The organism is Planctomycetaceae bacterium (assembly GCA_041398785.1).
Taxonomy (GTDB): domain Bacteria; phylum Planctomycetota; class Planctomycetia; order Planctomycetales; family Planctomycetaceae; genus JAWKUA01.
The window spans coordinates 133,802-150,021 of sequence record JAWKUA010000001.1; the positions used below are offsets into that span (position 1 = coordinate 133,802).

14 protein-coding genes and 1 pseudogene are annotated in these 16,220 nt (G+C 61.4%); 4 read left to right on the forward strand and 11 right to left on the reverse strand.

Features of this window, described 5'->3' with window-relative positions; genetic code table 11:
- Positions 1 to 606 precede the first annotated feature (606 nt).
- The gene (locus tag R3C19_00555; protein MEZ6058832.1) at positions 607 to 816 is read right to left on the reverse strand and encodes a carbon storage regulator; all 210 of its coding nucleotides are present in this window, start codon (positions 814 to 816) and stop codon (positions 607 to 609) included.
- Between the two features lie 2,037 nt (positions 817 to 2,853).
- Complete coding sequence (locus R3C19_00560; GenBank protein ID MEZ6058833.1) at positions 2,854 to 4,131, reverse strand: hypothetical protein; 1,278 nt, start codon at positions 4,129 to 4,131, stop codon at positions 2,854 to 2,856.
- A gap of 178 nt (positions 4,132 to 4,309) precedes the next feature.
- On the opposite strand from R3C19_00560, the gene R3C19_00565 reads away from it, so the two are divergent.
- Positions 4,310 to 4,639: a hypothetical protein gene (locus R3C19_00565; protein ID MEZ6058834.1), complete on the forward strand. Its 330-nt coding sequence runs from the start codon at positions 4,310 to 4,312 to the stop codon at positions 4,637 to 4,639.
- A gap of 141 nt (positions 4,640 to 4,780) precedes the next feature.
- Here R3C19_00565 and R3C19_00570 read toward each other — a convergent pair.
- The 8 genes and pseudogenes from R3C19_00570 to R3C19_00605 all read right to left on the reverse strand — a co-directional run bounded on the left by R3C19_00570 (position 4,781) and on the right by R3C19_00605 (position 10,581).
- A pseudogene (locus R3C19_00570) lies at positions 4,781 to 5,227 on the reverse strand (protein kinase).
- Positions 5,228 to 5,605: a hypothetical protein gene (locus tag R3C19_00575; GenBank protein MEZ6058835.1), complete on the reverse strand. Its 378-nt coding sequence runs from the start codon at positions 5,603 to 5,605 to the stop codon at positions 5,228 to 5,230. It lies immediately after the preceding pseudogene.
- A complete protein-coding gene (locus tag R3C19_00580) occupies positions 5,602 to 6,219 on the reverse strand; it encodes an ECF-type sigma factor (GenBank protein ID MEZ6058836.1) in 618 nt (205 codons plus the stop codon). The genes R3C19_00575 and R3C19_00580 overlap by 4 nt, the downstream gene beginning before the upstream one ends.
- Positions 6,220 to 6,253: 34 nt before the next feature.
- On the reverse strand, positions 6,254 to 6,748 hold the full coding sequence (locus R3C19_00585; protein ID MEZ6058837.1) for a hypothetical protein: 495 nt from the start codon (positions 6,746 to 6,748) through the stop codon (positions 6,254 to 6,256).
- A 253-nt stretch (positions 6,749 to 7,001) separates the two neighbouring features.
- Positions 7,002 to 8,066 (reverse strand): transposase, encoded by a 1,065-nt coding sequence (locus R3C19_00590; protein ID MEZ6058838.1) that lies wholly within the window; start codon positions 8,064 to 8,066, stop codon positions 7,002 to 7,004.
- 101 nt (positions 8,067 to 8,167) lie between these two features.
- On the reverse strand, positions 8,168 to 8,386 hold the full coding sequence (locus R3C19_00595; protein MEZ6058839.1) for a hypothetical protein: 219 nt from the start codon (positions 8,384 to 8,386) through the stop codon (positions 8,168 to 8,170).
- A gap of 219 nt (positions 8,387 to 8,605) precedes the next feature.
- Positions 8,606 to 9,646 carry a hypothetical protein gene (locus tag R3C19_00600; GenBank protein ID MEZ6058840.1) on the reverse strand — a complete coding sequence of 347 codons (1,041 nt, stop codon included), beginning with the start codon at positions 9,644 to 9,646 and terminating at the stop codon, positions 8,606 to 8,608.
- Positions 9,643 to 10,581 (reverse strand): prenyltransferase/squalene oxidase repeat-containing protein, encoded by a 939-nt coding sequence (locus R3C19_00605; GenBank protein MEZ6058841.1) that lies wholly within the window; start codon positions 10,579 to 10,581, stop codon positions 9,643 to 9,645. The genes R3C19_00600 and R3C19_00605 overlap by 4 nt, the downstream gene beginning before the upstream one ends.
- A 322-nt stretch (positions 10,582 to 10,903) precedes the next feature.
- On the opposite strand from R3C19_00605, the gene R3C19_00610 reads away from it, so the two are divergent.
- Positions 10,904 to 14,272: a rhodanese-like domain-containing protein gene (locus R3C19_00610; GenBank protein ID MEZ6058842.1), complete on the forward strand. Its 3,369-nt coding sequence runs from the start codon at positions 10,904 to 10,906 to the stop codon at positions 14,270 to 14,272.
- A gap of 104 nt (positions 14,273 to 14,376) precedes the next feature.
- Positions 14,377 to 15,147: a hypothetical protein gene (locus R3C19_00615; GenBank protein ID MEZ6058843.1), complete on the forward strand. Its 771-nt coding sequence runs from the start codon at positions 14,377 to 14,379 to the stop codon at positions 15,145 to 15,147.
- 31 nt (positions 15,148 to 15,178) lie between these two features.
- Here R3C19_00615 and R3C19_00620 read toward each other — a convergent pair whose 3' ends face one another.
- Positions 15,179 to 15,994, reverse strand: a complete 816-nt coding sequence (locus R3C19_00620) for a DUF1559 domain-containing protein (protein MEZ6058844.1) — start codon at positions 15,992 to 15,994, stop codon at positions 15,179 to 15,181.
- Between R3C19_00620 and R3C19_00625 the strand changes: the two genes are divergently transcribed.
- Complete coding sequence (locus R3C19_00625; protein MEZ6058845.1) at positions 15,993 to 16,145, forward strand: hypothetical protein; 153 nt, start codon at positions 15,993 to 15,995, stop codon at positions 16,143 to 16,145. The genes R3C19_00620 and R3C19_00625 overlap by 2 nt on opposite strands.
- The last annotated feature ends 75 nt before the right edge of the window (positions 16,146 to 16,220 follow it).

A 16,220-nucleotide genomic window follows, 5' to 3' on the forward strand; every position in this document is an offset into this window, starting at 1 on the left:
CGCAACTTGATCCGAAAGGGAGGATCGGACCGGTGCGCACGTTTGCACGGGGTACACGTTACCCAGCTTCACTGAACCGACAGCGGAGCGGCAGTTGGTGCCGAATTCGGCTGGCGTTGATTGAACAGCGTTTCAGGCCCGGCGGGCCGACACAACCTCAGCCAGTGGCGTCAGCCACCGGTCAGTTGCCTGATCTCCGGCCAAAGCCCCGGAGCGGCGATACAGCTTTATCCGCAGCGGATGTGTCGGCCCTTCAGGCCTGCGGCTGCGGAGTCGCCGGCTTCCGAAGCCTGCCGGCTCCGGCTGACGCTGCGCCTGCCCTCCGGGCATCAACAACCGGAAACGCACGTTGGTCGGATCGCAACGCCAGATCCGGTCGAGGAATCGTTCGCCTTGACGGCGAACGTCGTCGAGCCTTCACCAACCGATCCCCCAGCATCATCCCGATTTCCCGGAAGAGCCCGGTCACTTCCGTCCGTTCGTTTGCTGACGCGAACGGCACGCATCGATTCGATACAGACTTCGAAAGTCCGGACACGGTGCCCGCGCGTTCAGGGCATCGCTGTCACTCATGCGGGACCACAGTTGCGCAATCGCATCGGCGTGTCAATGCTGGCAAGTACCGCCGCCGGACAGGAGCATGGCTGCGTCATCGTTCGGTCCGCGCCGTTCCAGCACTTCCTGGCGATACACGGGGACGGATCGGGGAGCATCGATTGACAGGCGAACCCGACCACCTCTGACATCAGCGATGGTCACCACAATGTTCTCGGCGATCTGAATCGCTTCACCTTTTTTGCGGCTAAGTACAAGCATCGTGCGTCTCCTGCATCTCACGAATCATCCTGGGGAGCATCCTTGACGGATGAGTTTTGGTCCGGCCGGCCGCTGACGGTCAATTATCGAGTAACGACGGCAAGCGGTTGCGCGAAATCCCGCAAAATCTGCCGATGGAACTCCGATGACGCGTATCTGACACGAATCCTTTCGTCCTGCGCCAGAATTCATTGGAGAATACGCAAGATTTTCGAGAAATGCGGGAAAATCCTATGGGGAATTTCCTATCAGCGGGTGCCCCCGCCTGACTTCGGGCAGTTCGGGCTGAAACAGTGGCAGGGCACTTTTGTGACTCGCCGAGTCTGCAACGACGGCACGTCGCAAACGTGCGGCGAACGAAACGTGAGGGCAACACTCCCGCGCCGAGCCGCGTGTGCCAAAGAACAGCCGACGCGGCTACGGCCTGGCAGGAGCCTTGCCTTCCGGAACCAGCACCTCTCCGCGTCTTCGCATGAGCGATTCGGGTCGCCTCTTTGTCGCCGCCTGCGACAAGCCCGGAAATCCAGGCCCGTTTTGACACCGACACACAGCGTCTGCTATTCGACGATCAACAGCGAACCACGGGACTGCGGACCACGGCGGTTCGCGCGACCGCCCACGTTCTTCTCAACGATACCGCTGCCACCGGCCAACCGTGCAAAGCGTCGCACGGGGAGCCTATTCCATGCTCGGCAGCACCCGCCGCCGGAATCAGAACGCTGTGAATGATCGATTCGCAAACAGAAACGGTTCCTGCCAACGTTTTCCGCGTTTTCCGTTTTCCGTCTGACACCGTTTTCCGTCCCCGGCCGGCTTCGGCGACAAGGCTCACACGAAGGCACAAAGACACGGACAGTTTCCTGACACACCGCCTTCGGGATGTTCCATCCCTCTGTGCCTTCGTGCCTTTGTGTGAGAAATCAGAACTCCTCGCTGTCCATGAGCCGGCGGATCTGGGCGGCTTCGGGGATCCCCATCTTCTCAGCGGCGGCGTGAGCCTGACGCAGCAGTTCCGCCGCCTCGTCGCGGTCGCCGGCGGCGTTTCGCCTGAGCAGGTGCTATCCAGGGTTCATCCAGACCAGTGCGCACGTCATCCAGCCGGAATGCGGCGAGCGGCGGAGTAGCTCGCCCCGACTCCTGCAAGCGTCAGCGCCCCTGCGTGACCGAGCGGACGTCGCGTAGACGGGCAGTTGTTCCTCGCGGCGGATGCGGAGGGCCTCGTCCAGCTCGCCCCGAGCCTGCAGCACGTCCGCGATCTTCCCTTGCGTGACCGCCTTCGCGGGACGTCGCCGAGCCGCTCGTAGACGGGCAGTTGTTCCTCGCGGCGGATGCGGAGGGCCTCGTCCAGCTCGCCCCGAGCACTCCGCAGCACGTCCGCGATCCGGCCCACGAATCGACCTTCTTCGCGCCGAAGTGCTTCGTTGCGTCCGCGAGCCGCGAGACGGGAGCAGTTGTTCTTCTCGCGGCGGATGCGGAGCTCGCCCCGCCTCGTCCAGCTCGCCCACGATTGTAGACGTCCGCCGATCTTCCAGCTCGCGAGCCTGACCGTCCTTCTCGCGGACGTCGCCGACGTCGCCGCTCGTACACGGGCAGTTGTTCCTCGCGGCGGATGCGGAGGGCCTCGTCCAGCTCGCCCCGAGCCTGCAGCACGTCCGCGATCTGCCCCTGCGTGACCGCCTTCGCGGACGTCGCCGAGCCGCTCGTAGACGGGCAGTTCTTCCTCGCGGCGGATGCGGAGGGCCTCGTCCAGCTCGCCCCGAGCCTGCAGCACGTCCGCGATCTTCCCCTGCACCGCCTTCGAGCGGACGTCGCCGAGCCGCTCGAACGGGCAGCAGTTCGCGGCGGATGCGGAGGGCCTCACTCGCCCCGTTCCTGTCCGATCCTCGGCCACGCTTTCGTCACGCTCAGTCGACGTTTGTTGCGGCGGACTGTTCGGCGAGGTGCGGATCGCCGCCGCTCAACGCAGCGGCGAGGTCCACAGGAAGTTCGAGCGGTCGTCGAGGTCGTCGGTCAGGTTCAGGCCGTGCTGGCACAGGCTCACCCACGACCGGTACGGGCCGTTGACCCAGCCGAACCACGAACCGGCACGTTCGACGCGGACAGGGTGCTCACACGAAGGCACAAAGGCACGAAGGAGTAATGCATCGACCGCACCCGTCCAACGCGAAAGCACGAAATCGTGCCAGACCTTTGTGCCTTCGTGCCTTTGTGTGAGCCCTCCTGACTACTTCCTGACAACCACCCCAGCCAGCTCACCAGCGTGTCAAATTCCGCGTGAATCTCGTGCCAGGCCGTGTTGTGAACGGTCTGATCGGCCGGTGCCGGCAGGCGTTCGCAGAACCAGTCGGTGACGGCTTCGTCGGCGGGTTCCCGGTCGATGTCGGCGGTTAACCGGTCGGCGATCAGCGGGTGCAGACGGAAGCGGTCGGTGCCAGGCTCCCGTTCGATCAGATGCAGCGAGTCGGCTTCCGTCAGCAGATCGTCCAGATCGGCCGACGACAGTCCCGAAACCGCCGCCGCCAGGCTCGATCCAATCCCGCCCGGATGGGCGAAACCCAGTCGATGAAAGCCGTGCAACAGCCCGTCCACATCTGCCAGCCAGGGTTGATTCCGTAGCGTGCGTTCCAGCGACGTCAGCAATTCGTCGACCATCACCGTCAGGACGCTCTGCCCGAACCGCGGATCGTCCACATCCTGCAGCGTCAGTGACGTCAGCCGCTCCAGCAGCCATTCGACCGACTTTCCCTTGCGCAGAAACGCGGATGCCAGATGAATCGCCAGCGGCAACCGCGCCGTACGCGTGACGACGGCTTCCTGCTGCTCCTGAGTCAATTCGTCCCAGGAAGATTGGCCGATTTCCTCGATGAACTGCTCTGCCGCCTGATCGGGACTCAGCAGTCCAACCGGGCGTTCCCGCCACCGCGCCGGCACGGCTCCGCGATCGAACCACCGCCCGCTGACAATCACCCGGCAGCCGTTCAGCCGCTGAATCAGTCCGGCAACGGCATGAGCAGCGTCGAGCGAATCCACGTTTTCAATCCGCAGAAACCCGCCGCTCAGTCGAGCCCGCAGCGCCGCATCGGGATCGATCCCGGTGATCCGCAGCTTCGCCGCCAGTTCGTCCCGCAACGCCTCGGCCGCGTATTTTCGCGACCGGTCCAGCAACAGTTCGACCACGAAGAATGCGGAATCCGACACTCCGGCTTCCTTCGTCCGCTGCTGCCGCAGATACAGCCAGCGATCGATGAGGTACGTCTTTCCCGACCCCGGCATCGCATGCAGAAACGCCACCAGTGCCGCCGTGCTGCCATCCAAAGTCGGTCCGCTGGACGAGTGGTTTCGCCAAAGATGCCATCCAGCCAGGCGAGCAGATCGTCACGCCCGACAAACAGCTCGGCTGCCCGTTGGTCGAAGCCGGGGGCCGACCGCCCGGAGCCGTGGCGGAAGTCGATGCATCGTCGTCAGAGTGGCCGTGATCAGAACGGAAAGGCGGTTGGCCGCCGTGTCCGGCTCCACCGAGATCGAGGTCGAAGTTTGCTCCAACCGTACGGCGATGGCCTGGCACGGTGACACGGAAGTTCCCCTTGAGCCGCAGGACGAAGTCGTCACCCGTAGCCGGGCGGTTGTCGGGGTCAACGGCGAGGCAGGCGTCGACCAGTTCGATCAATCCGCTGCCGACTCCGGCCTGGGACAGGACAACCCGGCTGCGGTCACCGCGTGCGATCCGGTCGAGCAGTGTGTTCCGGGCCGCTTGATCATCGCCGGTTCGTTCATATGGAAACTGCCCGGTGAGAAAGAGGAAAACATCACGCCGATAGCGTAGACATCGTCCTGCCTGCGTGGCGTGTAAGGTTTCCGCATGAGCCATGCTTCGGCAATTTGCGGCGAGAGTACGCAGCGGTCCCGGCCGGATCGGCCAGCGAATGGACGCCGGCTGTGCGGGTCCATGCGGCCCGAAGTCCGTCACTCGCAGATGGCCGTCGGAATCCAGCAGCACATTGGCTGGTTTCAGATCCCGGTGAATGACGCCCTTGCGATGCAGAAAGCCGGTTGCTTCGCCGATCCGAGTCGTCCATCTGACCGCAGTGTTGTGGCGATCCGATGCCGGAAGGTGCATTAGCGCGGGCCGGTTCTCCTCCAGACTCTCACCCTCGATGAACTGCATCACGAGCGCGTGTCGTCGAGGGACGCCGTCGGTTGGGCCGTTGCCGTTCGCGTCGACGACCAAATGGTCGAGCAGCGTGATAATGCCGTGATGTCCTTCGGCCCTGATCAGCGACTGCGCTTCTTCATCAAGCATGTGTTCACCAAATCCGTCGCTGTCGGGCCGCGAAAGTTTGATGGCGACACGCCTGCCGGGATTCTGTCGATCGAAATAGCATCCGACTTCCCCGAAACCGCCTGCGCCCAATTACGTGATCGAGGTCATAGCGGTCGGCGATGCGGGCCGGCAGGGTTCGTTGATCCGTACGGGTGACAGTCGCTGCTGGAGGTATCGCCGGCGACGCATCCCGCTGCGCTGAGTGGCTGCGTAGGCGACAACTTCCACGTTGCACCCGAGTCCAGCGGCAATTTGCTCTGCGACGACAGTTTCGTCACGCGCAATGATCCTGCCGATGTACACAATGAGCAGTTCCGCCAGCAGCTCGTCGCGACAGGCTCGGTCGAATCCATCAGCGACGCACAGCGCGTCGGCCAGACTGGCGTTCTCGTCGGCTTCGAAACCGTCTGCCAGGCGCACAATTTCTCGACGTTGATCTTTGGGGAGATCCCGAGGTTTCCAGGTCATGGACTGGCAGCCCTTCCTTCAGATTCGTCGCCCGAAATGAATCGAACGACGACAGGTGTGATCAGACCGCGAATATACCGGCCGACCTTGTGACGAGACAGGTTCAGCCGGTCGGCGATTTCCTGCTGAGTCAGTCCTTCCAGCAACAGCAACACGATCTGACGTTCGTGCGACCCTTCAGGCCAGCACTCCAGAATCGCCTGGATCTGGCTGTCGAATTCCTGAACTGCCAGGCGATGGTCGGGAATCTGCAGCGGGCAGTCGTTCTCGCCGTGAAGCTGGCTGAACGGGGTTGGATTTTGGCCTCCTCGTTTCTGAGCCGTTTGTCTGCGGCACTGCTGAATCCAGCGCTGCAGCAACAGCCGATGCAGCCGGCCCGCCAGTTCGTCCGATGTCGTGAGACTGGCCAGCGTGCCCGCCGGATTGGCGGCGATGTGCATCCAGACGCTGTTCAGCAGGTCGCTTTCTTCCATTCGTTGAGCCGGGTTCCTGCCGGCCAGAATCGCCTTCATCATTCCGCGAGCGCGCGTGGCCATCTGTTCGTACACAGCCGGAAACGCGGTCATGTCGCCGGCCTGCAGAGCAGGGATCAGTTTTTCGGTCAGGTCAGACATGGGGGTACGTCTCGGGAGAGCGGAAGCTCGCTTCCTACGTCACGCCGGCCATCATACCGTCGTCGTCTCGCAGATTGTTGTGACACCAGCGGAACGCGGCTGCCCGGTTTGGAAACAACGGGCAGACTTCATTCAGCCGAGTCACCCGCAGCATTCCGCCGAGGTCGCCCACAAGCACCAGCCGCCGATTGTGAACTCGCAACGCACCGGCCGCCGAATGCAGGACACCCACCAGGCAGACTCCCAGACGCTCGACTCGCTGAGTGTCCACAATGACGAACTGCGTGGCCGCTTCGGGCGGGTAGCCTGTCAACCGTTCGCGCAGCGCGTCGATGCGCTCACGAAACTGAACGGAATATTCGCGATACGGCAGCACGATCAGATCAATCAGCCCGCGCGAACTCGCCGGATCGGGCGCGTCGTGACGCGGGGTGGATGGCGGTCCGGAGGTTTCGGGATGGCGAGGCGGAGGTGCGGGGCCGCCGTCGTCTTCCCAGCGTCGGATGGCCTGACTGCTTTCATCGATCATGGGGATGTCCTTGCTCAAACCGGAAGGGAAGTGGACGAGCTGTCATTTCGACGACTCACACTCCGAGGTGTGCACAGGACACGCGGCGTGTGCGCGAATTTCGCGGGAATCCTGAGAATTGAAAATTGGGCTTCTGCGTCATGGCGTTCCATCGCCAACCGCCAGGCGACCACGGTTCGGGCGACCGTCGTTCGGGCTGTTTTTTTTTGTGGCGGCAACAGGCGCGACAGGGCAGCCCTTTGAAGGTGAGCGATCAGTTGTTTCTTCTGGCGAGCAGCTTTGCGGTGGCGACGTGTTGTCCGTTGCCGGAGTACGTGCGTTTGGGTTGCGGACGTTTGGGACCGCGCTTGCTCTTTTGAAACTTTCTCAGGTCCACTTTGGCCGTGAGTTGCTTTAACACGGAAGCCAGCTTCGCCGTGGTGAGGTTCTGACAGATCTCCCACTCGGCGAGCGGGATGGCGATCATCATGCCGTTGTACACCTGAGCGATTTCCAGCGCCACGTAATAGTTCGACAGATTCTGTTCCACGGTGTCCTCGCCATGCACGTTTCGCAGAGCCGCATGAATCACGGAGATTCCGTTCCGCGCCATCAGAGCAAGGCAGAAGGCGAACACGGCGGCTCGCGGATAACCCAGCGTCCGGATTTCGCACGTCAGGTTTTCGGTCATCTCCTGAAACATGGTTTCCACACTCCACCGTTTGCGGTACAGCTCGGCGACCTTCAGTGCGTCGGCCGCGGTCTTCGACAGGTTGCTGAGCAGGCAAAGTTCCCGTTCGCCGTCCCGAGTCGCCGCGTTCAGGCGAACCGTGATGCAGCGGATTGTCATCGTGTCACCGGTTTCCGGATCTGTGATGACCGCGGGCTGCTCGAACACTTTGCCGGTGTCCGATTGTCCGATCAACTTGCGGCGACCGGTGAACCGCAGCGGCATGTTGGCGTGGTGCCGAATCAGAAAGCGACCTTTGCGTCGCGCGATGCCGAACAGAAATCCCAGGGTGCAGAAGTTTCTGTCCGCGATCCACAGATCCTTCAGCCGCACGGACGGCAGCACCTGATCCAGCAGCGAACGTTCCTGAGCATGACCGTCCTTACACGGAATCACATCGATCGCCAGGCGCACGTCCGGGTCCAGCACGACGAGCGCCTGACCTGGCAGGGGAGCGGCTGTTTCCCGACGCGTTTCCGGCAGTCGATGTTCGGTGGCCGCGAAATGGTTGCCGTCCAGAATGCGAATGTTGTAGCCCCGCAGCAAAGGTGTCCTCGCACCCGGTTTGCGAATCACGGGTGCCAGTTGCCCGACCGAATCCCGGACCATCACGGCGGAAACGTGCGGCTCGATCCCGTTGAGCTTCTGATATACCGCTCACGGGTAGGAATGAGGCGTTCGGGCTCGTGGGTTAAAACGTGCAGAAAGCATCAGTGTTCGCCGCGGCCAGCATAAAAGGCACTGACCGAAACCGGTAAAGTCTCAGCGCGATCTTTCAGCGCCGCATTCACCGAGGGATTCATGTTGAACACGACCTCGCCCATCACTTCCGCAACCGTGGCGAACGGAAGAGTTCTCGTGTACTGCGTGACGGCGTGTTCTTCGAACAGCCGTTCGAGCCGTTCGGGATGAAACCCAATTACTGGCACTTGGTTCTGTGGCCGCAGGAAGACGGCGAACTGTCGCGATTCACCTGCCGGCTGACACGGTTTTCCCGGCGGTTCCGTATTGCGTCGACCTGATTGGCAGGCCGTTTCTGCAGACGAATCCGGAACGGCCGGTCGCGTTTCGACCAAAGAAGAAGTGAGCGTCCTTTTGGCAGATCCGCCGCGCGATGTCAGCCGGCGTTTCGTTCACCGCGGATGTTTTCAGACCGTGGCGTTTCCTGGTTGACCGCCGTCCATCTCGTCCAGGGAGATCCCGTCTTCGCGATGGCGCAGCACCAGGTAGGTGATCGTTGTGCCGCAGTAGAAGATCGCAAGGCGGTATGCTTCGGGAATCCGTTCCCAGATTCTGCGCCAGAAATCGGTGACCTGTTCAGCGATTTTTGATTGCCAGGAAATGCCGGTGAAGATCCCGTTCAGCACCGCGTCCGCAGCGTGAAAGACAAATTCGGCGGCGAGACCGAAGGCCGCCATCAGACATGCGGTCGCCAACGCGCAGCACAGCGCAGCGATCGGATGAGACACCACGTAGCTGATACCGCGGCTCAGGGCATCTGAACCGTCGCACTGATCCGTTCCGATTGCCGCGAGTGCCAGGAACCAGCCTGTGAGACACAGCATCGCGGTGATCTCCAGGCACAGCACCGCCAGAAGAACCAGCGGCAACGCGATAGAAACAATCAATTCTCCGACGGCGGCAACATCCCGTGTCCAGCGCGCGATGTGGCAAATGAGCAAGAGGCCAGCGACGAATGCGGCGGCGATTGTGGTCGAAGTCAGCAGCGTTCCGCAGTTCTTTGCGGAAAACTGCACGGACGGAATGACGCCCAGCCTGTTTTGGCGACAGACCGAAGCCGCCGTGGATCTGGCAACAGCAACTCCCGTGAGGCCGACAACCGCAGCGTGCCAAACCAGCGCAAGTGCATTGCGGACCGGATCTGACGTCGGTCGCACCAGCAGGCTCCAGGCGGAATCAAGAATCGTCTGCAGCGGCGCGGGCAACCATTGTCTGATCGAATTGGTCCAGTCTCCGACGCGGTCCGGGGATGAGATGGCGTCGGGATTCGCGGGTTCGCCGAGCAGGTGGGCCAGCACCATCCGTCCGGCACTGCAAATCAGCAAACAGCACAGCGCCGGAATCAGAGCCTGAACGGAAAGCGCTGCAGCGGGAGCTTTCAGCAGCAAGAGGCCGGGACACACGCGGTTCCACTGAATTCGCTGAACACTGACGGGATCGCGGTTCATGCTCCTGTCGTTCCTTCCGAATGCAGCAGCCCGAGTATTCCCAGCCCGTAGAACGTGTATTCGACATCGGCCTGCTGGTCCCAGCTCGCGCCGCGAAATCCGCCGTCGGGAAATTCGAGCGACTCCGTCAGCCATGCCAGCAGCCGGTCCGGCCGAAGCAGATCGCGTCGGCCGAGATCCTGTGCCGTCAACAGGCCGGTAAACGTTGACAGGCCATCGGCGAAGGGGATCCGTGTGTTCGCCTGAAATCCGCCTTCTGAGCTGGCGACGTCCGTGAGAAATCCCAGCACGTCGTCGGCGATATCGTCGTCCATACCGTTCAGCTTGTTCAGCAGTGCGACGGCCGCTGCCGTGGGGTTTGTGCCGCTGCGCCGCATGGGAGCAATTTCGACAAAACCACCGTCGTCGCGCTGCCGGTCGTAGAGAAACTGAATAACAGCGTTTGGCCGCGGCTGAACACGGCCGATGAGTTCATACGTCAGCGATACCATGAACGATTGATACGTGCTGCCGGCGGCTCCGGTTGTATTTTTGGCGTAGCCGCCGTCTTCTGTGCGTGTCGCTTCAAGCATTGCGGCCACGGAGTTCGCGAACGACGTTTCCTGACCCTCCAGCAGATTGCCGCCACCCGCTGTTTGAACGACAAGAGCACTATACAGCCAGCTCAGCAGGTCGATGGCTCCCAGAGAAAGCGGTTCGATCGTGCTCAGGTATCGCTCGATGGCGTCACGTGCCGCGTCACCGATTCCGCCGGTGACCGCAAGACCTCGCACGGCAAATCCGGTGTAGTACAAGTCGGATTCGCCTTCGCGGCCTCGAAAGCCGCCGTCAGGCATCTGGTGTGCAAGGATGAATCGCCGGTGGCTCTGCAACCTTGCGGGTTCCAACTGACTCAGGCCCTTTGCCAGGCGATCAGCAAGCTGGAAAAGATACATCCCGCACCGTGGTTCACGTGAATTGTCCGTTTGGTCTCGTGCAAGCGACCTGCCTGCGATCAGCCGCGGAGCGTACCGTGTCGCGCGTGCGTTTGTCACGCTGAAGACGACGACTGTCGTCCGCGACAAATTGTCGCCAGGCTGCGGCTCGCTCCTGTCACGTTGAAGATGTCAGCGGCTACGAGCTCCAGCCGAAACCTCCGGGATTCGACGTCGCCGGGAATCCGTAACAGCGGTTTCGGGAGACTCCGCCGTTCCACAGCACCAATGGTCCGCGACGAAAAGGCTCTGCGTTTTTTGCCAGACGGGGGATCACTGTTCGATGCGTCGGGTTCCTCGCCAGGACTTGATTCAGGCGGTGTTTGTCCTCAGACTGGTCCGCGTCGTGACGCTTGCCGCCCGCCTGCATTCCGCCTACCTGAACGAGACCTGTTCCATGAGACTGCTGTTGCTGATTGTGTGTTCGCTGTGTGTTTGCGCCGCAACGCAAGCTGACGAATTTGCCCGCTGGGAATTTGAGACTCCCGAATCCGGCTGGTCCGCCAACGATCAGGCCGCGCTGAGTGTCAGCGACGGACACCTGACAATCGATGCCACGGGAAATGACCCGTTCCTGACCGCCAGCGTCGCGAAGTCCGCGGCCGGCTGGCACGCTCTGACCATCACCGCAAAGTATCGGGGTCGAACCAGCGCTCAGGTCTTCTGGACGACGGAAAAGGACGGTGAAACGTCAGAAGCACGCTCCGTCAAATCCGAAATCCGCGGCAACGGAAATCAGTTCCGCGAATATCAGATCTGGTTCAAAACGGACGGCTCGGTCACGTCAATTCGTCTCGATCCGATGTCACGGCCGGGACAGATGCAGTTGGCTTCCATCGTGCTGACCGACGACGCCCCGCCCGAACCGAAGGCGACTCCCGTCGAAAGCATCAAGACGCTTCAGGACTTCAAAGTCGAACTCCTGTACGCGGTGCGCAGTGAGCAGTTTGGTTCATGGGTCAGCATGGCTTCCGACCCCAAAGGCCGGCTGATCGTTTCGGACCAATATGGAAAACTGTACCGCGTGACTCCGCCGCCGATCGGATCGGATTCGGAAACGCAGGTGGAACTGATCGACGTGGAACTGGGAATGGCGCAGGGGTTGTTGTACGCATTCGACGCTCTGTACGTCATGGTCAACGGTAACGACGAATTCAAGAGCGGTCTGTATCGCGTCACCGATTCGGACAACGACGACCATTTTGACACCGTCGAAGTGCTGAGGCATCTGGACGGGGCCAGCGAACACGGCCCGCACGCGATTGTGCTGGCTCCCGACGGCAAGTCGCTCTATGTCTGTGCCGGAAATCACACCAACATTCCGGAATTTGACCGGTCGCGAGTTCCCCGTAACTGGGACGAAGATCAATTGCTGCCTCGCATGTGGGACGCCGGCGGTCATGCCGTGGGCCGCATGGCTCCCGGCGGGTGGATCGCCAACGTCAGTCGGGACGGCAAACAATGGGAACTGCACGCCAGCGGTTTTCGCAACGAATACGACATCGCCTTCAACAGCGACGGCGAGCTGTTTACATACGACGCCGACATGGAATGGGATGTTGGGTCTCCCTGGTACCGGCCGACTCGCGTGAATCACGCGACCAGCGGCGCCGAGTTCGGCTGGCGTTCCGGCACCGGCAAGTGGCCGACGTGGTACCCCGACAGCCTGCCGTCCGTCGTTGACATCGGTCCCGGTTCGCCCACGGGGATCGCGTTCGGCACGGGAGCAAAGTTTCCCGCCAAATACCAGAAGTCGCTGTTCATCGCGGACTGGAGCTACGGCATGATCTACGCCGTCCATCTGACTCCGACAGGTTCGACATTCAGCGGAGAAGCCGAGCGGTTCGTTTCCGCTGCCCCGCTTCCGGTGACGGACATGGTCATCAATCCCGTGGACCGCGCGATGTACTTCACGATCGGCGGCCGGCGAACTCAGTCGGCTCTTTACCGCGTGACGTACACCGGCAGCGAATCCACCGCAGCCGTGACGGATGGCACCGCCGAAGGAGCCGAATTGCGCGATGTTCGCCATCGGCTGGAAGCCCTGCATCGCGACGATGCCGAGAACGCCGTTGACGAAGCGTGGCGGTATCTTGGTCACTCCGACCGCAACATTCGGTTCGCCGCTCGCATTGCCATTGAGCATCGACCGGTGTCCGAATGGGAAGACCGGGCTCTGGCGGAGAATTCCAGCGTCGACGCGAAGATCACCGCGCTGCTGGCGCTGGCACGGAACGGTAAGCCGCAACTGGCGGACGCCGTCATCACGTCGATGGCCACGCTTGGCGGTGACACACTGACAGAAGAACAGAGTCTGGCGGCGCTGCGGGTTCTGGAACTGACCTTCATCCGGATGGGTCGCCCGTCCGGAGATCTCGCCACGCAGATTGCGGCCCACCTTTCGCAGCGCTTTCCGTCCGGCAGTTCCAGGATCAATCGGGAACTCTGTGCGTTGCTGGTTTATCTGGGTGACAGCAGCGTGGCCGCCAAAGCTGTCCCGCTGATGGAAGACGCGCCGACGCAGGAAGAGCAGATGCATTACGCGCTTTGTCTGCGAACTCTGAAGAACGGCTGGACGCCGGCTCTTCGCGAGCGCTATTTCCGGTGGTTCGTCACGTCCGCCAACATGCGCGGCGGGCATTCATTCAGCGGATTTCTGAAGAACATCCGCAGCGAAGCCATCGAAACACTGAGTGAATCCGAGAAGGAGTCGCTCAAGGATGTGCTCGCCCTGACTCCGGAACCGGCCGAACCTTCGATTGACGCGGCCAGCCGACCCTTCGTCAGGGACTGGACAATCAGCGATCTGCTGGCCGATGTGGAGGCCGGACTGAGCGGTCGCAGCTTTGACAACGGCCGAAAAATGTTTGAAGCGACGGGGTGTTTCAAGTGCCATCGCTTCGCCGCGGAAGGAGGCATCGTCGGACCTGATCTGACCGGAGTAGGCCGCCGTTTTGACGCTCGCACTCTGCTGGAATCGCTCGTGGATCCCAGCAAGGTCATCAGCGATCAGTATGAAGCGACCGTGTTTGTCCTTGAAGACGGAAGACAGGTCGTCGGCCGCGTCGTCAACCTGAACGGCGACATGCTGATGGTCAGCGAAAACATGCTCGACCCGGGCCGGCTGACAAATGTCCGGCGTGAAGAGATCGACGAGATGTTCACGTCAAAGACGTCGATGATGCCGAAGGGATTGCTAAACAATCTGTCTCGTGAGGAAATCCTGGATCTGGTGGCATACCTGCAGTCCGGCGGCGATGCGTCCGCCGCTGTGTTCGCCGCCGCCGCCCGGCCGGTCGTTCCCGTCGCGACATTCACGGAAAGCGGCCACACGACGGATACCGTTCAGGACGTCATGAAACGAGTCGTTGCGAAGCAGGCACTGCTGCTGGATGTCCGCGAACCGGACGAATGGAACGCCGGACATCTCAGGCTGGCACAACTGCTTCCGCTGAGTGTCATTCGCACGGGTGAGTTTTCCGCCGAACAACAGAAGCTGCTTCCAAAGGACATGCCGATCTATGTTCACTGCCGCAGCGGAGGCCGCGTCCTGGTCGCTTCAAAGCTGCTGCGCGAAAAAGGGTACGACATCCGTCCTCTGAAATCAGGGTACGAAGCGCTGCGGGCCGCTGACTTTGAGAAGGCGGAATAGCGGACTGACGCGACACGGAGTTCACAAGTCGGATTCCGTGTCGCGGGCCGACTGTTCGCGACTGTTTCGACGGCCTACCGAACCTACAGCGACGTGCTTCATTCATGTCCAGGCAAACGGTTGTCCTGCTGGGAGCCAGCAATGTCACTTTCGGCTGGCGGCACCTGATCAGCGCCCTGCGAATCGGGTTGTCGGCGCCTCTGGACATTTTTGCCGCCGGTGGGCTGGGGCGTTCGTATCTCGGCCCCAGCCGGTTCGCCCACCGGTCGCTGCCGGGCATCCTGGACTCACAAATCTGGAATGCTCTGAAGGCAAATTCAGAAACGCAGACACGGCCTGTCGCTCTGGTCACAGACCTGGGAAACGACCTGGTCTACGGTTGCAGCAGTGATGACGTTGTCCAGGCTGCGAACCAGTCGATTGAGCGATTGCGGGAGTTCCGCGCCGACATCGACATCGTCCTGACACGTCCGCCGCGGGAATCGGTGGACAGTCTTTCGCCGAGACGATTTCGATTCTTCGCAAGTGTGCTGTTTCCGTTCCGAAGGATGGAACTGCCGGATATTCAAAACGCGACCGCGGAACTTGACGACCGCGTTGTCGAACTGGCCCGCAGATTGAACGTTGCTGTCGTGAAGCCGGAACTCGACTGGTACGGACTGGACCCGATTCATATCCGCCGGGCGTGCCGCGTGGAGGCGTTCTGCCGCATGGCGGAACAATGGGACGCCTGGAATGCCTCACAAAGCGAGCAGCGTCGCGTCGCGGCTTCCGTCGCACTTCCGATTCCACACCAGCGCACAGCCTTCGGCCGCAGCATCACAACGCCGCAGCCGTCGCGGCAGTACCGCAACGCGGACATCCACGCCTATTAGCGGGAATCAAAGTTCCGCGAAGATTCTGAAGTCAGAATCCGTCGCCGGACCGGAATTTGATTCCGGCAACGTCTCTGCCGCTGTCTCGCGTGCCGAGATTGCTGAACGTCGCCGCGTCGATCTTCTCGCTGAGAAATGTGACCGATCCGTCAGCGAACAGGAACATCGCCCCCGGACCATGCTGGCTGCCGAAGCCTCCCGTGCCGTCACCGTCTTCGCCGAACGTGTCCATTCCCGCCGACGAGTTCATGGGGACTCCCGTGTTGCGCAATGACGCCGCTGTTCCCGATGACCAGCCCAGATCGATACCGTTCGGCACGCTGTTCTGTTGCCGTTCACCCAGCATAATCGTGTTGGAGGCCCCGTCGCGGATCTGTTTCATACTGGTGCTGCTGTTCAAAAAAAACAGTCCGTCATTGGTCATCGAAATCGGCACGTCACTGCCTCCGGTCACTGCCGCATAGCTGGTTGACCAGAATCCGCCAATGGAACTCCGGTTGCTGATCGGACAATGCATCGAGGCGATCGAGGCACCGGCAAGCGCCGCGTTTTCCGCCTCGTAGACTCCAAAGCGCGGATCCATGCCGTTGTACAGGGATCCCTGTTCCAGCGCTGGCAGAAGCTGAACCAGCCAGCCCATGTGATAGCCCTGCGGTTCGTTGAAGATCGGTCCAGGAGGATTCACCGTCCCCGGAGGATACACGCCCGTCGCGGCTTCATAGTTGTAGATCGCGATTCCCAGTTGAGAAAGGTTGTTGCGGCACTGCACCATCCGAGCTGCGTTGCGGGCCGAATGCAGCGCAGGCAGCAGCAGCGACACCAGAACTGCGATGACGGTACCCGCCATGACCATCTCAATCAGCGTGAAGCCGCGCCGGCGCCCTGGGAAAAACCGCCTGCTCAAAACGGATGAAATTGACTCGTCAACCGGCATCGGTACTGCCCTCACTTTTCGCCTGTTCGCCAACACAACCATACATGGCATCGGTGTCCGCTAACGATTTGAGATTCTTGACGTTCACAATCAGTGAGACAAGCGGCCCGCGATTTTGTCTGGAAAAAAGGGTTCTTCC